Origin of the sequence: Duganella callida, assembly GCF_004614165.1 — a bacterium.
Taxonomy (GTDB): domain Bacteria; phylum Pseudomonadota; class Gammaproteobacteria; order Burkholderiales; family Burkholderiaceae_D; genus Rugamonas; species Rugamonas callida.
Map to the genome: position 1 here is coordinate 27,666 of NZ_SPVG01000034.1, position 22,643 is coordinate 50,308.

The window sequence follows — 22,643 nt, forward strand, 5'->3', positions numbered from 1 at the left end:
TTCGAGCTTGATCCAAGCATATAGACGGAGACTTACCTGTATCTTACAAAAGTGCGCGTTCGATCTGCTGCAATGAAGATGGATCTTCGATCGAGGTCAGGTCGCCCGGATTGCGGCCTTCGCAGATGGCCTGTATGGAGCGGCGCAGCAGCTTGCCGGATCTGGTCTTGGGCAAGGCCGTGACAAAATACACGCGCGACGGCCGCGCCACCGCGCCCAGCTGACGATCCACCGTGGCCATAATCTCGCGCTCCAGCGCCGCATGGTCGGCCGCGTTGGTTTTCAGGATCGCGAACGCCACCGCCACCTGGCCCTTGACCGCATCCTTGACGCCCACCACCGCCACTTCGGATACGGCGGGATGGCTGGTGATCGACTCCTCGATCTCGCGTGTGCCGAGACGATGACCGGCGCAATTGATCACATCATCGGTGCGGCCCAGGATGAAGTAATAGCCATCCTCGTCGCGCACGCCCCAGTCGAAGGTTGAATAGACCTGCCGGCCCTTGAAATCGGACCAGTAGGTATCGACAAAGCGCCGGTCGTCGCCATACACGGTCTGCATGCAGCCGGGCGGCAGCGGCCCTTCGATCATCACCACGCCTTTTTCGTTGGTCGCACATTCCTCGCCGGTGGACTCATTGATCAAGCGGACCTTGTAACCGAACATTGGCACACCGGGACTGCCGAGCCGCGTCGGCAGATCCTCGATGCCCTTGGCGATCGACAGGATCGGCCAGCCGGTCTCGGTCTGCCAGTAGTTGTCGATGATGGGCACACCCAGTTCGCCGGCGATCCAGCTGGACGTGGTCTCGTCGAGCGGCTCGCCGGCCAGGTACAACGCCTTCAGCGACGACTTGTCATACTTGCGCATCAACCCGGCCGGCTGCTTGCGCAGCACACGGATCGCGGTCGGCGCCGAGAACATGCGCGTCACCTTGTATTTCTCGACGATGCTCCACCAGATGCCCGCATCCGGACAGACCGGCAAGCCCTCATACATGATGGTGGCCATGCCGGCGATCAGCGGGCCGTAGACGATATATGAATGCCCCACCACCCAGCCGATATCGGAAGTGGCGAAAAAAGTCTCGCCGGCCTTGGCGCAAAAGTTGTACTTCAACGACGCCGCCAGCGCCACCGCATAGCCGCCGACATCGCGCTGCACGCCCTTCGGCTTGCCGGTGGTACCGGACGTATAGAGGATATAAGACGGCTCGTTCGACTCCAGCCAGGTCACCGGCACGCGCGCTTCGTGGATACAGGCACGCAGCTGGGCGTAATCGACATCGCGGTCCTCGACGCGCACCATCGGCGCCAGACCACGATCCACCAGCAGCACTTTGGCCGGCTTGGCGGACGACAGGCCGATTGCCTCATCCAGCAGGGGCTTGTACGGAATCGGCTTGCCATTGCGCGAACCGGCATCGGCGGAGACGATCAGCACCGGCCTGGCGTCATCGATGCGGCTGGCCAGACTGTGGGATGCGAAGCCGCCGAACACCACCGAATGAACCGCGCCGATACGGGCGCAGGCCAGCATGGCGAAAGCGGCTTCCGCGATCATCGGCATATAGATCAGCACCCGGTCGCCCTTGCGCACGCCGAGCGACTGCATCATCGCCGCGCAGCGTTCCACCTCGCAGCGCAGCTCCTGGAACGTGTAGACACGTTCGCTGTTGGTTTCGGTGGAAATGGCGATCAGCGCCGGCTGATCGCCCTGGGTCGCACACCAGCGGTCGACCGCGTTGTAACACAGATTGGTCTGCGCACCGACGAACCAGCGGGCGAACGGCGGAGACGAATAATCCAGCACCTGCGTCCAGGGCGAGTTCCAATCGATGAGCGCAGCCTCGTCCCGCCAGAACAGCTCCGGCGTAACGACCGAGCGCCGATAAACCTCAGCGTACTTCATGTCTCCTCCGTATCAAGCTCAAGAGTTCAGGCCGGGACGCGGACCCAGCCTTCCATCAGCACGCGGGCGCTGCGGCTCATGACCGCTTTTTTGACGCTCCACTCACCGTGCTCCTGCACCGCTTCGGCGCCGACGCGCAGGGTGCCGGATGGGTGGCCGAAGCGTACCGCATTGCGTTCGCCACCACCCGCCGCCAAGTTGACCAGTGTGCCCGGAATCGCGGCGGCCGTGCCGATCGCCACCGCGGCGGTGCCCATCATGGCGTGGTGCAGCTTGCCCATCGAGAGGGCGCGCACCAGCAGGTCGATGTCTTCCGCCGCAACCCGCTTGCCGCTGGATGCCGTGTACGCTGCCGGCGGTGCAACGAACGCCACTTTCGGCGTGTGCTGGCGCGTGACCGCCTCGCCGATGTCCTTGATCAGTCCCATGCGCACGGCGCCGTATGCGCGGATGGTCTCGAACATGGCCAGCGCCCTGGCGTCGCCATTGATCACGTCCTGCAGTTCAGTGCCCGTGTAGCCGATGGCGTCCGCGTTGATGAAGATGGTCGGGATGCCGGCATTGATCATGGTCGCCTGCAGCGTGCCGATGCCCGGCACTTCCAGCTCATCGACCAGCTGGCCGGTCGGGAACATGGCGCCGCCCGCGCCCTCTTCTTCCGCCGCCGGGTCCATGAACTCCAACTGGACTTCCGCGGCCGGAAAGGTGACGCCATCGAGTTCGAAGTCGCCGGTTTCCTGCACTGCGCCGTTGGTCATCGGGATGTGGGCGATGATGGTCTTGCCGATGTTGGCCTGCCAGATGCGGATCACCGCCACGCCGTCGCGCGGCACGCGCGCCGGGTCCACCATGCCACCGCTGATGGCGAACGCGCCCACCGCCGCCGACAGGTTGCCGCAATTGCCGCTCCAGTCGACGAAGGCCTTGTCGATGGCGACCTGGCCGAACAGATAATCGACATCGTGATCCGGCCGGCTGCTTTTGGACAGGATGACCGTCTTGCTGGTGCTCGAGGTGGCGCCGCCCATGCCGTCGATCTGCTTGCCATAAGGGTCGGGACTGCCGATCACGCGCAGCAGCAGCTTGTCGCGTTCAGGACCAGGGCGCTGCGCGGCTTCCGGCAGATCCTGCAGCCGGAAGAACACGCCCTTGCTGGTACCGCCTCGCATGTAGGTGGCGGGGATTCTGATTTGTGGTTGATGGCTCATCATGCCGCCTTCGCCGATTCCAGGAAGTCCTGCGCGAAGCGCTGCAGCACGCCGCCCGCTTCGTAGATCGATACGTCTTCCGACGAGTCCAGGCGGCAGGTCACCGGCACTTCGACGCGCTCGCCGTTCGCGCGGTGGATGACCAGCGCCAGCGTGGCGCGCGGCGCGCGTTCGCCAATCACGTCGAAGGTCTCGCTGCCGTCGATGCCCAGCGTCAGGCGGTTCACGCCCGGCTTGAATTCCAGCGGCAGCACGCCCATACCCACCAGGTTGGTGCGGTGGATACGCTCGAAGCCTTCCGCCACGATCGCTTCCACGCCCGCCAGCCGCACGCCCTTGGCCGCCCAGTCGCGCGACGAACCCTGGCCGTAATCGGCGCCGGCGATCACGATCAGCGGCTGCTTGCGGTCCATATAGGTCTCGATGGCTTCCCACATGCGGGTGATCGTGCCTTCCGGCTCGATACGCGCCAGCGAGCCGGCTTTCACGTTACCATCCGCATCGCGCACCATCTCGTTCTTCAGCGTCGGATTGGCGAAAGTGGCGCGCTGCGCGGTCAGGTGATCGCCGCGGTGCGTGGCGTAGGAGTTGAAGTCCTCTTCCGGCAGTCCCATTTTGTGCAGGTATTCGCCGGCGGCGGAATTCATCATGATTGCGTTCGACGGCGACAGGTGATCGGTGGTGATGTTGTCGCCCAGGACCGCCAGCGGCCGCATGCCCTTCAGCGTACGTGCGCCGGCCAGCGCACCTTCCCAGTACGGCGGGCGGCGGATATAAGTCGATTGCGGACGCCAGTCGTACAGCGGCGCGGCGCGCTCGATCGCGCCTTCCGCGCGCGCGAACATGGGGATGTAGACCTTGCGGAAGTGCTCCGGCTTGACCGATGCGGCGACGATGGCGTCGATTTCCTCATCGCTCGGCCACAGGTCTTTCAGTGTCACAGGCTTGCCGTCGGCGTCATGGCCCAGCACATCCTTTTCGATGTCGAAGCGGATGGTGCCGGCGATGGCGTAGGCCACCACCAGCGGCGGCGATGCCAGGAAAGCCTGTTTGGCATAAGGGTGGATGCGGCCATCGAAGTTGCGGTTGCCCGACAGGACGGCCGTGGCGTACAGATCGCGGTCCACCACTTCCTGCTGAATCACCGGGTCCAGCGCGCCGGACATGCCGTTGCACGAGGTGCAGGCATACGCCACCACGCCAAAGCCGAGCTTTTCCAGCTCCGGCAGCAGACCCGCTTCTTCCAGATACAGCGTCACTGCCTTGGAGCCCGGCGCCAGCGAAGACTTGACCCATGGCTTGCGCAGCAGGCCGGCGCGATTGGCATTTCGCGCCAGCAGACCCGCGGCGATCATGTTGCGCGGGTTGTTGGTGTTGGTGCAGCTGGTGATGGCGGCGATGATCACCGCGCCGTCGGGCATCTTGCCCGGTTCGTTTTCCACCACACCGGCGATACCCCGCGCCGCCAGGTCGGTAGTCGCCACGCGCTTGTGCGGGTTGGACGGACCGGCGATATTGCGCACCACGGTCGACAGATCGAAGGTGAGCACGCGCTCATATTCAGCCGTCTTCAGGCTGTCCGACCACAGGCCGGTGTGTCTGGCGTAGGTTTCCACCAGCGCCACCAGTGCGTCGTCGCGGCCGGTCAGTTTCAGGTACTTGATGGTCTGCTCGTCGATCAAGAACATGGCGGCCGTGGCGCCGAATTCCGGCGCCATGTTGGCGATGGTGGCGCGGTCGCCCAGCGTCAGCGCGGTGGCGCCCTCGCCGAAGAACTCCAGATAGGCCGATACCACTTTTTCCTTGCGCAGGAATTCGGTCAGCGCCAGCACGATGTCGGTGGCGGTGATGCCCGGCTGCGGTTTGCCGCTCAGCTCCACGCCGACGATGTCCGGCAGTCGCATCCACGATGCGCGGCCCAGCATCACCGTCTCCGCTTCCAGTCCGCCGACGCCGATGGCGATCACGCCCAGCGCATCGACCATGGGGGTGTGCGAGTCGGTGCCGACCAGCGTGTCCGGATAGGCCACGCCGTCGCTGACCTGGATCACCGGCGACATGCGCTCGAGGTTGATCTGGTGCAGGATGCCGTTCCCCGGCGGGATCACGTCCACGTTCTGGAACGCCTTTTTGGTCCAGTCGATGAAGTGGAAGCGGTCTTCGTTGCGGCGGTCTTCGATGGCGCGGTTCTTGTCGAATGCGTCGGGATCGAAGCCGCCGCATTCGACCGCCAGCGAGTGATCCACCACCAGTTGCGTCGGAACCACGGGATTGACCAGCGCCGGATCGCCGCCCTGCTGTGCAATGGCGTCGCGCAGGCCGGCCAGATCGACCAGCGCGGTCTGGCCCAGGATGTCGTGGCAGACCACGCGCGCCGGGAACCAGGGAAAGTCCAGATCGCGCTTGCGCTCGATCAGCTGCGACAGCGAGGCAGTCAGCGTCGCCGGATCGCAGCGTCGCACCAGGTTTTCCGCCAACACGCGCGAGGTGTAAGGCAGCTTGTCCCAGGCGCCTGGCTGGATGGCGTCGACGGCTTCACGCGCGTCGAAGAAGTCGAGCTGGGTGCCCGGCAGGTTCTTGCGAAATGCGGAGTTCATGATTATTTGCGATCCTTGATCGGAACGAACTTGAGGTCTTCAGGGCCGACGTAGTTGGCGCTTGGACGAATGATCTTGTTGTCGATGCGTTGTTCGATGATGTGCGCCGACCAGCCGGAGGTGCGCGAAATGACGAACAGCGGCGTGAACATCGCCGTCGGCACGCCCATCATGTGGTAGGACACGGCCGAGAACCAGTCCAGGTTGGGGAACATCTTTTTGATCTCCCACATCACCGATTCCAGCCGTTCGGCGATATCGAACATCTTGGTCGAACCGGCTTCCTCGGACAGCTGGCGCGCCACTCCCTTGATCACCACGTTGCGCGGGTCGGATACGGTATACACCGGGTGGCCGAAGCCGATTACCACTTCCTTGTTGGCGACGCGGTTGCGGATATCGGCTTCCGCCTCGTCCGGATTTTCGTAGCGCTTCTGGATTTCGAAGGCGACCTCGTTGGCGCCGCCGTGTTTCGGACCGCGCAGCGCGCCGATGGCGCCGGTGATCGCCGAATGCATGTCCGAACCGGTGCCGGAGATCACGCGGCTGGTAAAGGTGGAGGCATTGAATTCATGCTCGGCGTACAGGATCAGCGAGGTGTGCATCGCGCGCACCCACGATTCGCGCGGCTTCTCGCCGTGCAGCAGGTGCAGGAAATGGCCGCCGATCGAGTCGTCGTCGGTTTCCACGTCGATGCGCTTGCCGTTATGGCTGTAGTGGTACCAGTACAGCAGCATGGAGCCGAACGATGCCATCAGGCGGTCGGCGATATCGCGCGCGCCCGGAACGTTATGATCATCCTTTTCCGGCAGCACGCAACCGAGCACCGAGACGCCGGTGCGCATCACGTCCATCGGATGCGCCGATGCCGGCAGCGCCTCCAGTGCCGACTTCACCGCCTGCGGCAGGCCGCGCAGCGATTTCAGCTTGGCCTTGTAGCCCTTCAGTTCCGCCACGGTCGGTAGTTTGCCGTGCACCAGCAGGTAGGCGATTTCCTCGAATTCGCAGGTGGTGGCGACATCCAGGATGTCGTAGCCGCGGTAGTGCAGATCGTTGCCGGTTTTGCCGACGGAGCACAGCGCGGTGTTACCTGCCGCGACGCCGGACAGGGCGACGGATTTTTTCGGCTTGAAGGTTGTGGCTTCGGTCATTTGGTGTCTCCTCTTATTTCTTCTGTGCGGCGAACAGGGCATCCAGCTTCTGTTCGAAATCGTGATAGTTGATGCGGTCATACAGTTCGGCGCGGGTCTGCATGGTGTCCAGCACATTCTGCTGCGTGCCGTCGCGGCGGATCGCGGTGTAGACGTTTTCCGCCGCCTTGTTCATGGCGCGGAAGGCGGACAGCGGATACAGCACCATGCCCACGTCGGCGCCGCGCAGCTCATCGACGGTGAACATCGGCGTGGCGCCGAATTCGGTGATGTTGGCCAGGACAGGCACCTTGACGGCGGCGGCGAATTTTTTATACATATCGAGACTGATCATCGCCTCCGGGAAGATCATGTCGGCACCCGCTTCCACGCAGGCGACCGCGCGTTCGATGGCGGCGTCCAGTCCTTCCACGGCCAGCGCGTCGGTGCGCGCCATGATCACGAACTGGTCGTCGGTACGCGCATCGACGGCGGCGCGGATGCGGTCCACCATCTCATCCTTGCTGACGATTTCCTTGCCCGGACGATGGCCGCAGCGCTTGGCGCCTACCTGGTCTTCGATGTGCATGGCGGCGGCGCCGAACTTGATCATCGACTTGACGGTGCGCGCGACATTGAAGGCCGATGCGCCAAAACCGGTGTCCACATCGACCAGCAGCGGCAGGTCGCAAACGTCGGTGATGCGGCGCACGTCGGTCAGCACATCGTCCAGATTCGAGATGCCCAGGTCCGGCAGGCCGAGCGAACCGGCGGCCACACCGCCGCCCGACAGATAGATCGCCTTGAAGCCGGCGCGCTTGGCCAGCAGCGCATGGTTGGCGTTGATGGCGCCGACGATCTGCAGCGGGGTTTCTTCCTGGACGGCTTGGCGGAACGCGGCGCCGGCGGAGTGATGACTCATGTTATGACCTTTCCATGTTGCGTTGTAGTTGCGCTCTCTAGTGCAAAGGGCGTGCCAGCGTGACAAGCCATATAAGTCAAGCACTTAGGTAACCCACACCGTTTCATGATGAAACACTGAAACGGAAATGAACTATAATTGAAACATGCGACATTCCACCCCCTTGCCCGTTGACGCCACCGACAAGCCGGTCATCTGGACGGTATCCGTGTCGCGCCTGTCCGACCTGTTCCGCGACATCACGCTGGAATACGACAATCTGGCGACCATCGAACCGATCAACCTGGGCTTCGACGAGGCGGCAAAGCACATCCGCGAACGCCTGGCGACCGAGCGCTGCGACGCCGTGATCGCGGCCGGTTCCAACGCCGCCTACCTCAAGGGCCGGCTGTCGGTGCCGGTGGTGATCGCCAAATTCAGCGGGCTGGATGTGATGCAGGCGCTGGCGCGCGCGCGGCGCGTGTCGGACCGTATCGGCATCGTCACCTACCAGGAGCGGTTGGCGGAACTGGCCGAGTTTTCCAGCACCTTCGGCTTCCATGTCGAGCAACGCACCTACGTGACCGAAGAAGACGCACGCGCGCAGATCAACGATCTGAAGGCTGCCGGCATCAAGGCCATCGTCGGTGCGGGCCTGATCACCGATCTGGCGGAGGAAGCGGGACTGACCGGTGTGTTCGTGTATTCGGCCGCTTCGATCCGGCACGCGTTCGACGATGCACTGGAGATGGCGCGTCTGACGCAACTGGAATCCAGCCGCGCACGGACGCGTGGTGCGGTGGTCCCGGACACGCTGCGCGCCAAGCATGGCATCAACGACCTGCGTGGCGACTCCGCCGCGATGGAACAGGTGCGCCAGTCCGTGGTGTTGTATGCGAAATCGCCGGCGACCGTGCTGATACAGGGCGAAACCGGCTGCGGCAAGGAACTGGTGGCGCAGGCCATCCACCGTGAAGCGCCGCGCACCCTGGGACAGAACCGTCCCTTCGTCGCGGTGAACTGCGGCGCGATCGCCGAATCGCTGCTGGAGTCGGAGCTGTTTGGCCACGAGGAAGGCGCTTTCACCGGCGCGCGGCGCGGCGGCCACGCCGGCCTGTTCGAGGCGGCCAACCACGGCACCCTGTTCCTTGACGAGATAGGCGAGATGCCGCTGGCGCTGCAAACGCGTCTGCTGCGCGTGCTGGAAGAACGCGAAGTGGTGCGGGTGGGCGGCACGCGGCCTGTCCCCGTGCATGTGCGCATCATCAGCGCCACACACTGCGACCTCGAACAACGCGTGCGCGAGGGCCGCTTCCGCGCGGACCTGTTCTACCGTCTGGCCGTGCTGCGTCTGACGTTGCCGCCGTTACGCGCGCGGCCCGACGATGTGATGACACTGGCCGAATGGTCGCTGAAGAATGCCCTGGCCTCGCTGGGCGCGCGTCCGCATCCCAATCTGCACGCCGAGATGGCGGCCTGCGCGCCACTGCTGCAACGCTACGACTGGCCCGGCAATGTGCGCGAACTGCGCAACCTGACCGAACGCCTGGCGCTGTTTCTCGCGGCCGAGCCGCTGCAGGCGCTGACGCCGGCCTTCGTGCTGAGCGTCGCACCCGAGCTGGCGTCGCACAGCCAGCGCACCGGTGCCGGATATGGCACCGGCATCGGCACCGGCATCGGCGCCGGCACCGGGACGGTCATCGCGGCCCGCCGTCACGCCCCGCCGCCGTCCGAGCGCGTCAGCGACGTGGTGGCCCGCTTTGGCGGCCGGCGCGACGCCGCGGCCGATTACCTCGGCATCAGCCGCACCACCTTGTGGCGCAGGCTGAAGGCCGAAGGCGCCGCCTGATCTGCCCGCGCGAAGATTACAACAACGTCATGTTCGCGCCATCTTCATGTCATCGCTGCCTGCCTAGAATGGGTTCATCCATTCATCGCGGGAACGAGACATGCCCAATCTACTCACTTACGCACGGCCGGCAATCGCACTTGCCTGCGCCGGGGCGGCTCTGGCGGCAGGCTATGCCTACGCGACCGGCTGGCTGACGCCCGACCGCCTGACGCCGCAAGCCATCATCGCCAGCTTCCAGACGGACTTCGGCCGGCACGACGGCTACCGCCGCAACCACGCCAAGGGCGTGTGCGTCATCGGTCACTTCGACGGCAACGGCAACGCCAGCCCGTATTCTCGCGCGCTGGTGTTCGGCAATCTGCGCACACCGGTGATCGGCCGCTTCGCCGTCCCCGGCGGCAATCCGTCCGTCGCCGACACCGCAAATCCGGTCCGCAGTCTGGCGCTGCAGTTCACGCTGCCGAACGGCGAGCAATGGCGCACCGGCATGAACAGCACGCCCGTCTTCGTGGTCAACACGCCGCAAGGCTTCTACGACAACCTGCAGGCATCGCGGCCGTTGCCTGGCACCGGCAAGCCCGATCCCGCAAAGCTGCAGGCATTCTTCGACGCGCACCCCGAATCGGCCGCGTTCCGCCAGTGGGTGAAGGCGCATCCGCCTTCGTCGTCCTTCACCAACACGCGCTTTTACAGCATCAACGCCTTCGAACTGGTGGACCGCAATGGCAACAGCCACCTCGCGCGCTGGTCGGTGATTCCGCAGGCCGCCTATGCGCCGCTCACGCCGGAAGCCAAGGCGGCGCCGGACTCCTTGCAGCATGACCTGATCGATCAGCTGAGCCATGGGCCGGCGCGCTGGCGGCTGCAGCTCCAGCTGGCGCAGCCCGGCGATCCAGGCAACGACGCCACCAAGGCCTGGCCCGAAGATCGCCCGGTGATCGACGCGGGCACGCTGACGCTGGAACGCGCCGTCACCCAGGACGACGGCCCGTGCCGCGACATCAACTTCGACCCGACCATTCTGCCGCAAGGCATACGCCCATCCGACGACCCGCTGCTGGCGGCGCGCTCCGGTGCCTACGCCAGGTCGTACCAGCTGCGCACCAGCGAACAAGCCGCCAGACACGCGGCGCAAGGAGAACAACCATGACACCGTCGCGCTTTCCGCTCGCCCTGCGCCTGCTGCACTGGATCATGGCGCCGCTGCTGCTGGCGATGCTGCTCATCGGCACAGGCATGGTCGCTACCGTTTCGCACTGGCGCATCACCCTGATCAACCTGCACAAACCACTCGGCCTGGCGCTGCTGGTGCTCGCCGTCCTGCGCCTGCTGCTGCGCCTGCGTGGCCGCACGCCGCCACTGCCGGCCTCCGTGCCGGCGCCGATGCGCCTGGCGGCACATGGTTCGCACTGGCTGCTGTACGGCTGCATGCTGGCCATGCCGCTGATCGGCTGGGCCATGCTGTCGGCCGGCGGCTTCCCGCTGCCGTCGTTCGCCGGCATCGCGCTGCCGCCGCTGCTGGCGCCGGACGTGAGCCACTACGCGCTGCTGCGCGCACTGCATATGCGGTTGGGTGAACTGTTTTATCTGCTGGTTTGCGTCCACATCATGGCGGGCCTGATGCACGCGTTGCTGCTGCGCGACGGCGTGTTCGACGCCATAACCCTGCGCCGCCGGAAGAATTAAAAGTCGTTTTCAACCACGGCAAGGACGCTTACCGCCGCCGCACAGAGCGTGTGCGCATTCAGCGCGGCGGCGCCGCGTTCAACCTGGGCATACGCCAGGCGTTTTAACATCACACAAAGGAGAGTTCCATGAACATCAAACACACCATCGCCATCGCCGCCTTGTCGGCTCTTGCCCTGACCGGCGCCGCCCACGCCGCCCCGCCGTCGGGCACCGCGGCCGACTACGGCGTGGCCGTGCCGGCCGCGGCGGCGCAACGGGCCATCACCATCAACGCCGACACCAAATGGGTCAACGTCACCGACGGCGAAACCGTGCGCTTCGATGTGAATGGCCAAAGCTTCACCTGGCACTTCAGCACCTACCCTCAAATCAGCAGCTTCGACCTGGCGCGGATCGCGCCGGCCGGCGTCACGGCGGGCAGCGTCCGGGTCTACATCGCCACTAATCCGCTGTACCGCGGCTAAGGCTGGCGGCGGCGCATCCGTGCGCCGTTGGCCCCGGCCGCTGGCTACATTCGCCGCATCCACATGGTCAGCGTGTCCACGCCAGCCGGCGCCACCGCCGCCCTGCTCACGCTGGCCCTGCTGCTGTGGTTCTGGTTCGCCCTGCCGCTGCGCACGCGCCGGCGTATGCGCTGACTACCGTTCATCCAGCCGGAAAAACCGCTCATCCCATTGCCGTCGCGGCGCCGCGGGGCCGCCGTTAGCATGATCTCACTGACAACGCTAACGGAGGAAATGATGAAACGCTCGCTGCTCAACACCCTTGCTGCTTTCGCTACCGGTCTTGTTTTGGCCTCCCCCCTGACCCACACCGCATCCGCCGCCACGGCGCATTCCGCCTTCAAGGTGGAGGTGACCGGCAAAGGCACGCCGGTGGTCCTGATTCCGGGTCTCAGCTCGTCCGGGGCGGTATGGGACGGCACCGTGGCCCGCTATTGCGGCGGCGAAAAATACCAGTGCCACGTGCTGACGCTGGCCGGCTTCGCCGGTGTGCCGGCAGCGGTCCAGGGGCCGTTCCTGCCCGCTGTCGAACAGCAGATCAGCGACTACATCACGGCCAACAAATTCGATCACCCGATCGTGATCGGTCACAGCCTGGGCGGCTTCCTCGGCATGAAGCTGGCAATTGACCATCCGGACCAGGTCGGACGCCTGATCATCGTCGACACCCTGCCCGCGCTGATGGCGGTGCAGATGCCCAGCATGACCCAGGCGCAGATGAAGGAAATCGCCGCCGGCATGCGGGAGCGCATGCAAAGCCAGGATGAGGAAACGATGCGCGCCAACACGCTCGCCACGCTGCGCACCATGATAACGAAGCAGGAAGACATCGACCGCGCCATGGACTGGTCGAAGCAGTCGGACCGCGCCACCGTCATCAATGCCATGACCGAGATGAGCGCGGAAGACCTGCGCGGCGAGGTCTCCCGCATCAAGGCGCCGACGCTGGTGCTGGGCAGCTGGATCGCCTACAGGCAGTTCGGCGCCAAGCCGATGTTCGAACAGATGTACCAGGCCCAGTATCGGCAGTTGCCCGGGGTAAAAGTGGAACTGGCCGACAACGCCCGTCACTTCATCATGTACGACGATCCCGCCTGGCTGTATGATCGCATCGATCACTTCCTCGACTGAGACCATGCATAACGACCGTCCCCTGCTCGCCCGGCTGAACTGGTACTGGATATTCCAGCTGGCCGGCTGGGGCTTTCTGCCGCTACTGATGTGGGCCATGCTGCCGGCGCCGCTGCGCAGCGGCACCCAGGCCTCGGTCGCCATCTGGGCCGGGGTCAGCGGCGTGCTGATTTCCGATGTCTGGCATCGTTTGCTCAAGCGCCGCATCCAGGCGGGCGTGCGGGTCGGCTGGCAAACCATGCTGAGCGCGGTGCTGGTGCTGGGCGCGCTCAACACCGCCGTGCAGACGCTGGGCTATGTCGTGGTGCGGCCGTTCGGCACCTCACTCACCAACATCTCCTGGCTGCCCGGCGCGCTGATGTTCTGGTGGGGAGTGTACATCGTGTGGAATGTGTTCTACATGGCGGTGCTGTCGCTGCGCCGCGCCACCCGCGCGGAGGCCGAGGCGCTGCGGCTGGAGGTCACCGCCAAGGAAGCCGAATTGCGCGCGCTGCAGGCGCAGGTCAATCCGCACTTCTTCTTCAACAGCATGAACAGCGTGCGCGCGTTGATTTATGAAGATGCCGACGCCGCCGCGCAGATGGTCGACCAACTGGCCAGCGTGATGCGTTATGCCCTGCAGTCGGGCCACCACGACACTGTGCCGCTGGCGGCGGAGATGGAAGCCGTGCAGTCCTATCTGGCGATCGAAAAGATCCGCTTCGAAGAACGCATGCGCGTCAGCGTGGAGATCGGCATCGGCCTGGAACGGGTGCGCATTCCGCCCATGGCGCTGCAGACGCTGGTGGAGAACGCCGTCAAATACGGCGTGGAAGCGAGTGCCGGCGGCAGCGAAATCCATATCCGCGCGCAGCGCCTGGATGACCGGACTGTGCATATCGAAATCGCCAACCTGGGCGCGATCGTGCCGTTTGCGAATTCCACCAAGGTCGGCCTGGTCAACACGCGCAAGCGGCTGGCGCTCGCCCTGGGCGCCAACGCGCAACTGGATTTGTCGGAAAACAGTGGTTGGGTACGCGCCACACTCACCTTGCCGGAGGCCGCCTGATGCGGGCATTACTGATAGACGACGAACGCCTGGCGCGCGCCGAGTTGCGGCGCCTGCTGGCGGCGCATCCCGATGTGGAGATCGTGGGCGAAGCGGCCAATGCGGCCGACGGCGTGCAGCAGATCCTGGCGCTCAAGCCGGACCTGGTGTTCCTCGATGTGCAGATGCCCGGCGGGAGCGGCTTCGACATGCTGGCGGCGCTGGAGGAGGCGCCGGAAGTGATCTTCACCACCGCCTTCGACCAGTATGCGCTGCAGGCGTTCGAGGTCAATGCGCTCGACTATCTGCAGAAGCCGATCCAGGCCACGCGCATGGCGGCGGCCCTGCAGCGCTGCACGGCGCGGCATCAACGCGGCGCGGCGGCACCGGCGGCCGGCGCGCGCAAGCTGTTCATCAAGGATGGCGAGCGTTGCTGGTTCGTCGCCCTGCAGGACATCCGCCTGTTCGAATCGGACGGCAACTACACGCGCGTGTATTTCGACCGCCAGCAACCGCTGATGCTGCGCTCCCTGAACCAGCTGGAAGAAAAGCTCGATCCGCAGCAGTTTTTCCGCGCCAACCGCCGTCACATCGTCAACCTCGATTACGTCGAACAGGTCGAGCCCAACGACGCCGGCGGCCTCGATCTCACCCTGCGCGACCGGCTGCAGGTCGAAGTCTCGCGCCGCCGCGCGGCCCAGTTCAAGGCGATCGCGAGCCTGTAGCCTGACGCGCATCGGCGCGCTCTCGCGCCGGCGCCGTCAGACCCGCAGCACCGCCTCCGGCATCAGACGCATTGCGATCAGGGCATGCCGTGTGGCGGCGACCAGACCGCTGAACAGGCTAAGCCCGAGCGCAAGCAGCAGCGTCCAATATCCGACAGGCGCATGTTCGACGAATGAGGCGAAGTAGCGATCGATCAGCAGCGCGGCGATCGGCAGTCCGATCGCCGCTGCCGTCAATGTCAGGATGCCGGTTTCGCGCAGTATCAACAAGCCGATATCGGTGCGGCGCGCGCCGTGCAGTTTGCGCAGGATGATTTCCCTGGCGCGGCGCTGCACGGTGTTGGCGGACAGGCTGTAAGTGCCGAAGGCCGCGATCAGCATTGCGACCAGGCTGGCGGCGGCCAGCAGGCGCACCATGCGCGCGTCATCCGCATAGTTGGCGGCGAGGATGGCGTCGGCCCGCTCCAGCTTCAAAATATGGTCGGGGAAGTAGCGCGGCCATAGCTTGCGTACCGCGTCTGCCACCGGTGCCGGATCACCGTTGACGCGTATGCTCAGCGTGACGCCCGCCGTCCACAGTTCATAGGCCGTCGCCACCGGCGCCGCGCGCAACGTGCGGAAGCGCAGGTCGGGCGCGATGCCGATCACCCGCTTGCGTATCACCTTGTCGTCGTAACCGGTGAACAGCACGGTTTCGCCCAGCGCCGCCTGCGGCGTGGCGAAGCCCAGTGCGCGCGCGGCGATGGCGTTCAGGATCACCGGCTCGGCGTCATCCTCCCTGTCGATGCGCGGATCGAACAGGCGGCCAGCCAGCGGTTTGATGCGATACAGCGCGAAGAAGGCGGCGCTCACCGATTTCATGTCCATCGCGGCCGCCGCGCCGCCGGGTCGTTTCAGTTCGCGCGACCAGGCCATATCGAGCTTGCCGACCGGGTCTTCCGAAATCGCCACGCCCGCCACGCCGGGCCGCGCCGCCAGCGCCGTCATCAGGCCGCGCGCCCGGTCGCTGAACTTGACCGGCTCCGGCAGGCCGACCACCAGCAGCGGCGCCGGATCGAAGCCCGGCGAGGCCCGCATCGCGTACTCGGTCTGCCAGGCGATGGCGATGGTGAAGCCGGTCAGGCACATTGCCACGGCGGCCTGCAGCGCGGTCAACGCGCGGCGCCAGCGCATGGCGAGCAGCGATTCGGTATCGGGGCGTCCCGCCAGCACCTGGCCTGGATGCACGTGCAGCGCGATCCAGATCGGCGACAACGCCGTCACCGCGCCGAGCGAGGCGCCCAGCGCCAGCGCGGCGGCGATGTTGGATGGCGTCAGCAAGCCTTCCAGCTCGCGGTTCACCAGCTGCGCGAACACCGGCAGCGCCAGCCAGGCCAGCATCAGGCCCAGCGCCGTCGCCGCCAGCGCCACCAGCAGCGACTCGGCCAGAAACTGGCCGGCGACGCGGCCGGCATCGGCGCCCAGCACCTTGCGCATGGCGATCTCGCGCTGGCGGCGCAGCACGCGCACTGTGGCCAGGTTGATGTAATTGATGGCCGCCAGCGCCAGGATCGCCAGTGCCACCGTGCCCAGCGCCACCACCACCGTGCGGCTGGCGCGCGGGCCGGCCAGCGCCACGCGGCTGTTTTCCACCGCGTCGTCGAAGTAGGCGTCGCGCAGCGGCGACAAGCCGATGTCGATGGCCCTGCGCTCACCCAGCAGCGCGCGCGTCTCGGGCGGATAGTGCTGCAGGCTGGGCGTGCGGTCCACCGCCTGCTGCAAGGCTTGCCGTATCGTCGGCAGCGATGCGCCAGGCGCCACGCGGATCAACAGCTTGCCCATCCACCCCTGCTCGCCGGTCAGCATCTCGCTGCGTATCATCGGCTCGACCAAGGCCGAGTTCACGCCCGCCAACATCTCGAACGAGATGGTCGAATTGCCGGGCGGCGTGCGCACCACCGCGCCCACGCGCACCGTCTTGCCATCCGCCTGCAACGCGCGGCCCAGCACATCGGCGCTGCCGAACAGGCGCCGGGCGCCGGACTCGGTGACCACCAGGCTGTCGGGATGCTCCAGCGCCGCACGCACGTTGCCCTGCAATGCCTGCAGGCCCAGCATGGTGTCGAAGCCCGGCAGCACCGCAAGCCCGCTCAGCGTCAGCAGCCGGCCATCGACCCGCGCGATCAGCGGCCGCAGCTCGGGACGCAGCGGCAGATAGCTGGTGGCGCCGGTCACGCCGGAGGTGTTTATCGCCACCGTGCGCAGGAACAGCGGCCCCACTTCGTACTTGGGCCGCCTGGGATCGACGTTGTAGTGCTGGGTGACGACATACAGCTGATCCACCTGCGGCAGATGGGCGTCATAGCTGAACGAGTAGCGCACGAAACCGAACAGCAGCAGGCTCGCCGCCAAACCGATGCTCAGGCTCAGTATCGACGCCAGCGTGTATGCCGGCTCCTGAATCAGGGTGCGCCAGCCGATGCGTAAGTCCATATGCTCAAAGTCCGTAGTGAGATGATGGTCTCAAAACTGCAAACTCCATGCCATGCCCACGGCGCGCGCCGCAGCGGGCGCGCTGTGCGGAAATGAACGCCGCTGCTGTTCAGTTCCGGACATTCAGGCCGGGGATCGCCTGCGGATTGTAGGGCTTGAGCGGCTGTTCCTTCATCTTCTTTTCCAGCAGCTCCAGCGCCACTTCCAGCTGGCGGTCCTGGCCCTGATAGGTGGCGTGCGGCGGATTGTCGACCACCACGTCCGGCGTCACGCCCACGCCTTCGATCAGCCACTGGCCGTCCTGCGCGTTGAACTGGCCCATCTCCGCCACGCGCGCCATGCCGTTGTCGCTCAGGCGGTTGTTATCGCTGAGCCAGACCCCGGCGCCGGCGGTGCGCTTGCCGACCAGCGGCGCCAGCCCCAGCGCCTTGATGCCGGCGGCAAAGGTCTCGCCATCCGAGTAGGTGTACTCGTCGACCAGCACCACCAGCTGGCCGCGGAAGGTGTGCTGCATGTTCGGCGACGGCTGCACGCCCGGCGGCGCCCAGAACGCCCATGCCTTGCGCAGCAGCTTCTCGATGATCCAGCTGTCGATATTGCCGCCGTTGTTGCGGCGGACGTCGATGATCAGCCCCTCGCGGTTGACGTTGGCGTAGAAGTCGCGCGCGAACGAGGCGATATCGTTCGGCCCCATGGCGCGCAGGTGCAGGTAGCCTATGCGGCCCTTGGACGCCGCCTCCACCTGGCGCGCGCGGCGCTGCTCCCAGTCGCTGTAGCGCAGTGTCGCCTGTTTGGCCATGGTCACCGGCAGCACGATCACCTGGCGCGATTCGGTCTTGCGCTTCACCTGCAGCAGCACCTGCTTGTCGGCCTGGTTCAGCAGCAGGTCGGCGATGTCGCGCGCTTCCGTCACCGGCCGGCCGTTGACGGCGGTGATGATGTCGCCTTCCTTCACATCGACGCCGGCCTGCGCCAGCGGGCCGCGTTCGGCCGGCAGTTCCGGCTCGCTGGCGTAGATGTGATCGACGCGGTAGCCGTCGGCGGTGCGCGACAGCAGCGCGCCCAGCCCGGCCGGCGTGCCTTCCGGCGCCGGCTTGCGGATCTCGCCGGGACGGATCTGCGAGTGCAGCGCGCCAACCTCGCTGATCATCATGCCCAGCACGTCGTCCAGCTCCGCGCGGTCGGTAACGCGATCGACCAGCGGCGCATACTTGGCGCGCACCGCCGGCCAGTCGGCGCCGCGCATCTTGACGTCGTACAGGAAGTCGCGGTGCATGCGCCAGGCGTCGTTGAACATCTGCTTCCATTCCAGGCGCGGATTGGCGGTGAAGGTCCAGTCGTCGACCTTGACCTTGGCCTTGCCGACATCGGCGGGTGCCTTGGCGCCCGCTTCCAACACCAGCATTTCGCCCGGACCGCTGGCGCTGAAGGTGCGGTAGTAGACATGCTTCTTGTCGGCCGACAGATCGTATTCGCGCACGCCGCTGGCGAAAGTCTCCGGCTGCGGGCCGTTGCTGGCGATGGCCAGGGTTTTCAGATTGGCCTTGCCGCCGTTGCCGTCGGCTTCCAGGAAGTACAGGCGCTTGTCATCCATGCTCAGACTGCGGTAATTGCCGGGCGCCAGCGGCACTTCGTACAGACGCTCGGCCAGGCCGGCAAAGGCGATCGCCGGCAGCGACTTCTCGACCTTCTTCGGCGCGGCCTTGGCCACGGCTTTTTCAGCGGCTTTCTCGGCCGCCTGCTCGGTCGCGCCTTCGGCCGGCTTGTCGCCCGGCTTGCTCAGCTCATCGTCCGGCTTGAACGGGAAGCGGTTGTCGGGCTGCAGCGCCAACGCATACACGCCGGTGCGCTTGTCGAACACCGGCCCCATGTTGCGATCGCCCCATGGCGAACCGTTGGCCAGCTGGAAGTTGCGGGCCGACAGGAAGTACAGCCACTTGCCGTCCGGCGAGAACACCGGCGATCGCGAGGTGTAACGGTCGCTGGTGACAAAGCTCAGCTGCTTGCTGTCGAGGTTGTACAGGCCGATCTGCTCGCGCTGCTCGGTGCTGCCGGGACGTACCAGCGCCAGGTTGCGGCTGTCCGGCGACCACAGGATTTCGTCGTAATCGCCGAGGCCGGACTTGCCGGCGTCGTCGATCACGGTGTTGGCTTTGCTGACCAGGTCCAGCAGCCAGAAGCGCCCCTTCTTGTCGGTGTGGCCCAGCCAGCGGCCATCGGGCGACGGGTACAACGCCCAGCGGTGGCTGCTGCCATCCCTGGTCAACTGCTCGCCCTTGCCGGAACCGTCGGCGGCGAACTTCCAGATTTCGTTTTCGCCGGTGGTATCGACGATGGCGTAGACCGAGCGGTCGTCGGCGCTGAACACGGCGGCACGGGCGCGCGCGCCTTCCGGGATCGCGATTTCGACGCGGCGCTGGGCACCGGTGCCGGCCACGCTGACCCGGCCACGCGCGGTCAGCACGACGCGCTCGCTCTTGCCGGCAATTTGCACGCTGGTCAGGTTTTCCAGCGGCGAGCGGATCTGGCGCGTGCGTTGCTGGTCGAAGTCGGACACCAGGCTGATCGCCAGCCGTTCGTCCCGGTTGGCGGCCAGGTCGAACACATGCAGGTCGGCGCCGAGCTGGAAGGCGATGCGACCGTCGCCCATGCTGGCGCCGCGCACATCCCAGTCGCTGTAACTGGTCAGCTGGCGCGCATCGCTGCCGTCGGCCGTCATGCTCCACAGGTTATCCGAGCCGCCGCGGTCGCTGATGAAGTACAGACGGTTCTGCCACCACATCGGCCGCTTGTTGTTGCCGCTGTCGTCGGCCAGCAATTGCACCGCTTCGGCCGCGCCGCCCAGCTCGTAGCGCCACAGCTGCGCGTACGCGCCGCCGCGGTAATGTTTGACGTTATCGTTGGTCATGGCCAGACCGTTGCGTGTGAAGTACAGCGTCTTGCCGGCATCATCAAGCACGGCGTCGTTGGCGTCGGCCACCGGGAAGATGCGGCGCTGTAAATCATCCGGTTTGACGGCGGCGATCACCAGGCTGCGGCCCGGCCCCTTGCTGTCGGCCATGCTGACCAGCACCTCGCCCTGCGCGGTCCAGCCCAGCACCGACACGGCGCCGTTTTCAAACGTGATGCGCTTGGGCAGACCGCCGGCCAGCGGCATCACATACGCTTCCTGCGCGCCCTCGTACGAGGCGGAGAACGCCAGCCACTGGCCGTCACGCGAGATGGCCGCATTGGTTTCGGCCGCCGGATGGGTGGTCAGGCGCTGGGCCTGGCCGCCGTGCAGGCCGGTACGCCACAGATCGCCTTCGGCGGTGAACACCACATTGTCGCCACGGACAGCGGGGAAGCGGTAGTAAGCATCGGCGGCGGCGGTGGCGGTGGACAGCAGGCCGGCGGACAGCAACAGCAAGGCAAGCGGGCGTGACAGTTTCATGGAGCGGCGTCAGTGATTGAATGAGGAATCATTCTGGCACAGCTTGCCTCCCGCCAAGAAAATTTATCGCGCCACGTGGCCGAACAGCACCACCCCCAGGCTGCCGGTGGCGCCGTCACCGTGTTCGCGGCCGACGCGGGTCTGTACCATCTCGACCGCGGTGAACTGCTGCGGCGCCAGTTGCAGCTGCTGCGCGGTCAGCACCAATGCCTGGCGCTCGCCGGGCTGCAATTCCAGCACCACGCTGGTTTCGGTCTGCCGGCGGCGCGCCGCATCGGCATCCGCGGCACGGTACAGCGCCAACTGATGCGGCCGTGCCATCACCGGCTCCGCGCGTATCAGGCGCGCCAGCCGGCGCAGGCCGTCCTCCGCCATCGGCCTGACCGTCACCAGAAAGGCGCCCGCTGCCGGCAGCGGATTGCCGGCCCAGAACACCAGCGACTTGTCGCCGGCCGCGCTCACCAACGCCGATTGCAGGTTGTATTGCGCCCAGTGGCGGTTGTCGACCGGCGACGGCGCGGCCGGTCCCGGATCGGGTTCCGGCGGCGTGCAGCTGGCGCGCGCCAGCAGGCAGAAATGCGGCGGGATGCTGGCCTGCTGCGGCGTCCACACCATGGGCGGAAAACGCGTCGGTCCGGCGACCGACCGGCCCGCCACGGGCTGCGTGGCGCTCAGGATCAGCTGCTGGCTGGCAAAGCCGGTGGCGGGGTCGGACCAGTACACCTGCAGCTTCACCAGCGCGTTCGGCACGCCGCGATTGTCGACGTCGACGGTGATCTGCAGCGGCTGGTCCGGCAGATAGGTGCCGGGCGTCGCGCTGTAATTCACGCCCTGCACCTGGATCGCCGGACACAGCCAGCTGATCACCGGCGGCGTGACCTTGGTCAGCGGCCGCTGTGCGGTCCGCCCCTCGTCGCCCTTGAAGTACGGGATCACCAGCCACGGATGGGCGGTGTCGATGTCGTCATCCTGGTCCATGGCGGCCCCTCACAACGCGGTTTGCGGATAGGCCAGCGCGACTTCGGGCACCGGATCGTCGTCGATCGAGCCGGCGGCGATGTCCCAGCAATGGTGGCCGGCATCGCGGTCGGCGTCCATATCCAGGTTGGCGCTGTCGGTCTCGCCGCGGGCGATCTGCTCCCACAGGCCCAGCGCACGACGCGCGGCGCGGGCGACGTAATCGGCGGGCGTGGTCAACGCCGCATAGGGCGGCGGGCCGCCGGCCTTGTGTTCGATGGCGGTGGCGGGCGCCGTTTCGTAGCCGGCGTTGGGCTGCGCGGCGGCGCGGTGCGGAAACGCCGATAACGGCGGCGCGCTGGTGAACTGCGCGTGCACCGGTTGCAGCAGCTGCAGCGCGTTCGGGTAGATGATGCCGAACACGGCCAGGTAATCGGCCGCATTGGAAAAGCCCTGCCACAAACATAGCTGCAACTGCTCCAGCGCGTCGCAGATGCGCACCGCGTCGCCGGTGGCGGCGAACGCGGCCAGTGCCTGGCCGTTGGTGCCGGGCTGCGGATCGGGGAAGCTGGGGTCCTTTTTCGGCTTGTCCGCACCGCACATCGCGCCGAAGCTGAAGATGCAGGCCAGCACCACCAGCACGAAGACCAGCGCCATGACGCAAAACGTCCAGCAGGTTTTGCTCTTGGTTTCCTCGCTGTCGGCCGCCTTGGAAGGCGCGCCGCCGGGCGGCGCGGCGCCACTGCCGGCCGGTTTGACGCCGCTGTCCAGCGGCGGATAGGCGGCGGGATTGGCCGCCTTGCGCGCTGCCAGCGTCAGCGCCAGCGGCGCCGGCAACGGCGGCATGGTGAACGCGGCCAGCAGCTCCAGGTGGCGCAGCAGGCGCGCGTAGCCGGTCTGCAGATCCGGCAGCGGCGCGGTGACGCGCAAGTCATAAGTTGCCGTCAGGCTGTCGTTCAGCAGTTGGGCGATGGCGGCCGGCAGTTGCGGCGGCAGCGCCGGCGCGCCCCAGCGCCCCCCCAAACGCCACCAAAAGGGGGGCCACCGCGCGCGGCAGGTGCCGGGTGGGGGCCACAAGGACCGGACCCGGGGCGGCCGGGTTT

General features: G+C 66.2%; 16 protein-coding genes. 7 read left to right on the plus strand and 9 right to left on the minus strand.

Annotated features, from left to right (window positions below; translation table 11 throughout):
* Positions 1 to 43: 43 nt before the first annotated feature.
* From E4L98_RS03785 to prpB, 5 genes are read right to left on the minus strand one after another with little or no spacing between them, the layout of a single operon-like run.
* Positions 44 to 1,915: a propionate--CoA ligase gene (locus tag E4L98_RS03785; protein WP_135200239.1), complete on the minus strand. Its 1,872-nt coding sequence runs from the start codon at positions 1,913 to 1,915 to the stop codon at positions 44 to 46.
* Positions 1,916 to 1,941: 26 nt separating this feature from the next.
* On the minus strand, positions 1,942 to 3,123 hold the full coding sequence (gene prpF, locus E4L98_RS03790) for a 2-methylaconitate cis-trans isomerase PrpF (protein ID WP_135200240.1): 1,182 nt from the start codon (positions 3,121 to 3,123) through the stop codon (positions 1,942 to 1,944).
* Complete coding sequence (gene acnD, locus E4L98_RS03795) at positions 3,123 to 5,720, minus strand: Fe/S-dependent 2-methylisocitrate dehydratase AcnD (RefSeq protein ID WP_135200241.1); 2,598 nt, start codon at positions 5,718 to 5,720, stop codon at positions 3,123 to 3,125. Before acnD ends, prpF begins: the two co-directional genes overlap by 1 nt.
* Positions 5,721 to 5,722: 2 nt before the next feature.
* Complete coding sequence (gene prpC, locus E4L98_RS03800; RefSeq protein ID WP_135200242.1) at positions 5,723 to 6,871, minus strand: bifunctional 2-methylcitrate synthase/citrate synthase; 1,149 nt, start codon at positions 6,869 to 6,871, stop codon at positions 5,723 to 5,725.
* Positions 6,872 to 6,884: 13 nt separating this feature from the next.
* The gene (gene prpB, locus E4L98_RS03805) at positions 6,885 to 7,772 is read right to left on the minus strand and encodes a methylisocitrate lyase (RefSeq protein WP_135200243.1); all 888 of its coding nucleotides are present in this window, start codon (positions 7,770 to 7,772) and stop codon (positions 6,885 to 6,887) included.
* 145 nt (positions 7,773 to 7,917) lie between these two features.
* Between prpB and prpR the strand changes: the two genes are divergently transcribed.
* The 7 genes from prpR (at position 7,918) to E4L98_RS03840 (ending at position 14,678) form a co-directional block, all read left to right on the plus strand.
* Complete coding sequence (prpR, locus tag E4L98_RS03810; RefSeq protein ID WP_135200244.1) at positions 7,918 to 9,600, plus strand: propionate catabolism operon regulatory protein PrpR; 1,683 nt, start codon at positions 7,918 to 7,920, stop codon at positions 9,598 to 9,600.
* A gap of 100 nt (positions 9,601 to 9,700) precedes the next feature.
* Positions 9,701 to 10,753 (plus strand): catalase family peroxidase, encoded by a 1,053-nt coding sequence (locus E4L98_RS03815; protein WP_135200245.1) that lies wholly within the window; start codon positions 9,701 to 9,703, stop codon positions 10,751 to 10,753.
* Positions 10,750 to 11,289, plus strand: a complete 540-nt coding sequence (locus E4L98_RS03820; RefSeq protein ID WP_135200246.1) for a cytochrome b — start codon at positions 10,750 to 10,752, stop codon at positions 11,287 to 11,289. The genes E4L98_RS03815 and E4L98_RS03820 overlap by 4 nt, the downstream gene beginning before the upstream one ends.
* Positions 11,290 to 11,417: 128 nt before the next feature.
* Positions 11,418 to 11,756, plus strand: coding sequence for a CzcE family metal-binding protein (locus E4L98_RS03825; RefSeq protein WP_135200247.1), 339 nt, complete (start codon positions 11,418 to 11,420; stop codon positions 11,754 to 11,756).
* Between the two features lie 276 nt (positions 11,757 to 12,032).
* Entirely contained in the window at positions 12,033 to 12,926 is an 894-nt protein-coding gene (locus E4L98_RS03830; protein ID WP_135200248.1) for an alpha/beta fold hydrolase, read from the plus strand.
* On the plus strand, positions 12,898 to 13,974 hold the full coding sequence (locus tag E4L98_RS03835) for a sensor histidine kinase (protein ID WP_229257232.1): 1,077 nt from the start codon (positions 12,898 to 12,900) through the stop codon (positions 13,972 to 13,974). Before E4L98_RS03830 ends, E4L98_RS03835 begins: the two co-directional genes overlap by 29 nt.
* Positions 13,974 to 14,678, plus strand: a complete 705-nt coding sequence (locus tag E4L98_RS03840; RefSeq protein ID WP_135200249.1) for a LytR/AlgR family response regulator transcription factor — start codon at positions 13,974 to 13,976, stop codon at positions 14,676 to 14,678. The genes E4L98_RS03835 and E4L98_RS03840 overlap by 1 nt, the downstream gene beginning before the upstream one ends.
* Before the next feature lie 36 nt (positions 14,679 to 14,714).
* Here E4L98_RS03840 and E4L98_RS03845 read toward each other — a convergent pair whose 3' ends face one another.
* The 4 genes from E4L98_RS03845 to E4L98_RS03860 all read right to left on the minus strand — a co-directional run bounded on the left by E4L98_RS03845 (position 14,715) and on the right by E4L98_RS03860 (position 22,563).
* Positions 14,715 to 17,150: an FtsX-like permease family protein gene (locus E4L98_RS03845; protein ID WP_135200250.1), complete on the minus strand. Its 2,436-nt coding sequence runs from the start codon at positions 17,148 to 17,150 to the stop codon at positions 14,715 to 14,717.
* 109 nt (positions 17,151 to 17,259) lie between these two features.
* Positions 17,260 to 20,583, minus strand: a complete 3,324-nt coding sequence (locus tag E4L98_RS03850) for a S41 family peptidase (protein WP_135200251.1) — start codon at positions 20,581 to 20,583, stop codon at positions 17,260 to 17,262.
* A 63-nt stretch (positions 20,584 to 20,646) separates the two neighbouring features.
* A complete protein-coding gene (locus E4L98_RS03855; protein ID WP_135200252.1) occupies positions 20,647 to 21,561 on the minus strand; it encodes a hypothetical protein in 915 nt (304 codons plus the stop codon).
* A 9-nt stretch (positions 21,562 to 21,570) separates the two neighbouring features.
* Positions 21,571 to 22,563, minus strand: coding sequence for a hypothetical protein (locus tag E4L98_RS03860; protein WP_135200253.1), 993 nt, complete (start codon positions 22,561 to 22,563; stop codon positions 21,571 to 21,573).
* Positions 22,564 to 22,643: the final 80 nt, after the last annotated feature.

Excerpts from the sequence above, each read along its gene's own strand:
- E4L98_RS03840 (WP_135200249.1), top strand. The coding sequence starts at position 13,974 with ATGCGGGCATTACTGATAGACGACGAACGCCTGGCGCGCGCCGAGTTG.
- E4L98_RS03785 (WP_135200239.1), bottom strand. The coding sequence starts at position 1,915 with ATGAAGTACGCTGAGGTTTATCGGCGCTCGGTCGTTACGCCGGAGCTG.
- E4L98_RS03855 (WP_135200252.1), bottom strand. The coding sequence starts at position 21,561 with ATGGACCAGGATGACGACATCGACACCGCCCATCCGTGGCTGGTGATC.
- E4L98_RS03825 (WP_135200247.1), top strand. The coding sequence starts at position 11,418 with ATGAACATCAAACACACCATCGCCATCGCCGCCTTGTCGGCTCTTGCC.
- prpB (WP_135200243.1), bottom strand. The coding sequence starts at position 7,772 with ATGAGTCATCACTCCGCCGGCGCCGCGTTCCGCCAAGCCGTCCAGGAA.
- E4L98_RS03815 (WP_135200245.1), top strand. The coding sequence starts at position 9,701 with ATGCCCAATCTACTCACTTACGCACGGCCGGCAATCGCACTTGCCTGC.
- prpR (WP_135200244.1), top strand. The coding sequence starts at position 7,918 with ATGCGACATTCCACCCCCTTGCCCGTTGACGCCACCGACAAGCCGGTC.
- E4L98_RS03850 (WP_135200251.1), bottom strand. The coding sequence starts at position 20,583 with ATGAAACTGTCACGCCCGCTTGCCTTGCTGTTGCTGTCCGCCGGCCTG.
- E4L98_RS03845 (WP_135200250.1), bottom strand. The coding sequence starts at position 17,150 with ATGGACTTACGCATCGGCTGGCGCACCCTGATTCAGGAGCCGGCATAC.
- acnD (WP_135200241.1), bottom strand. The coding sequence starts at position 5,720 with ATGAACTCCGCATTTCGCAAGAACCTGCCGGGCACCCAGCTCGACTTC.
- prpF (WP_135200240.1), bottom strand. The coding sequence starts at position 3,123 with ATGAGCCATCAACCACAAATCAGAATCCCCGCCACCTACATGCGAGGC.
- prpC (WP_135200242.1), bottom strand. The coding sequence starts at position 6,871 with ATGACCGAAGCCACAACCTTCAAGCCGAAAAAATCCGTCGCCCTGTCC.
- E4L98_RS03835 (WP_229257232.1), top strand. The coding sequence starts at position 12,898 with ATGATCGCATCGATCACTTCCTCGACTGAGACCATGCATAACGACCGT.
- E4L98_RS03830 (WP_135200248.1), top strand. The coding sequence starts at position 12,033 with ATGAAACGCTCGCTGCTCAACACCCTTGCTGCTTTCGCTACCGGTCTT.
- E4L98_RS03820 (WP_135200246.1), top strand. The coding sequence starts at position 10,750 with ATGACACCGTCGCGCTTTCCGCTCGCCCTGCGCCTGCTGCACTGGATC.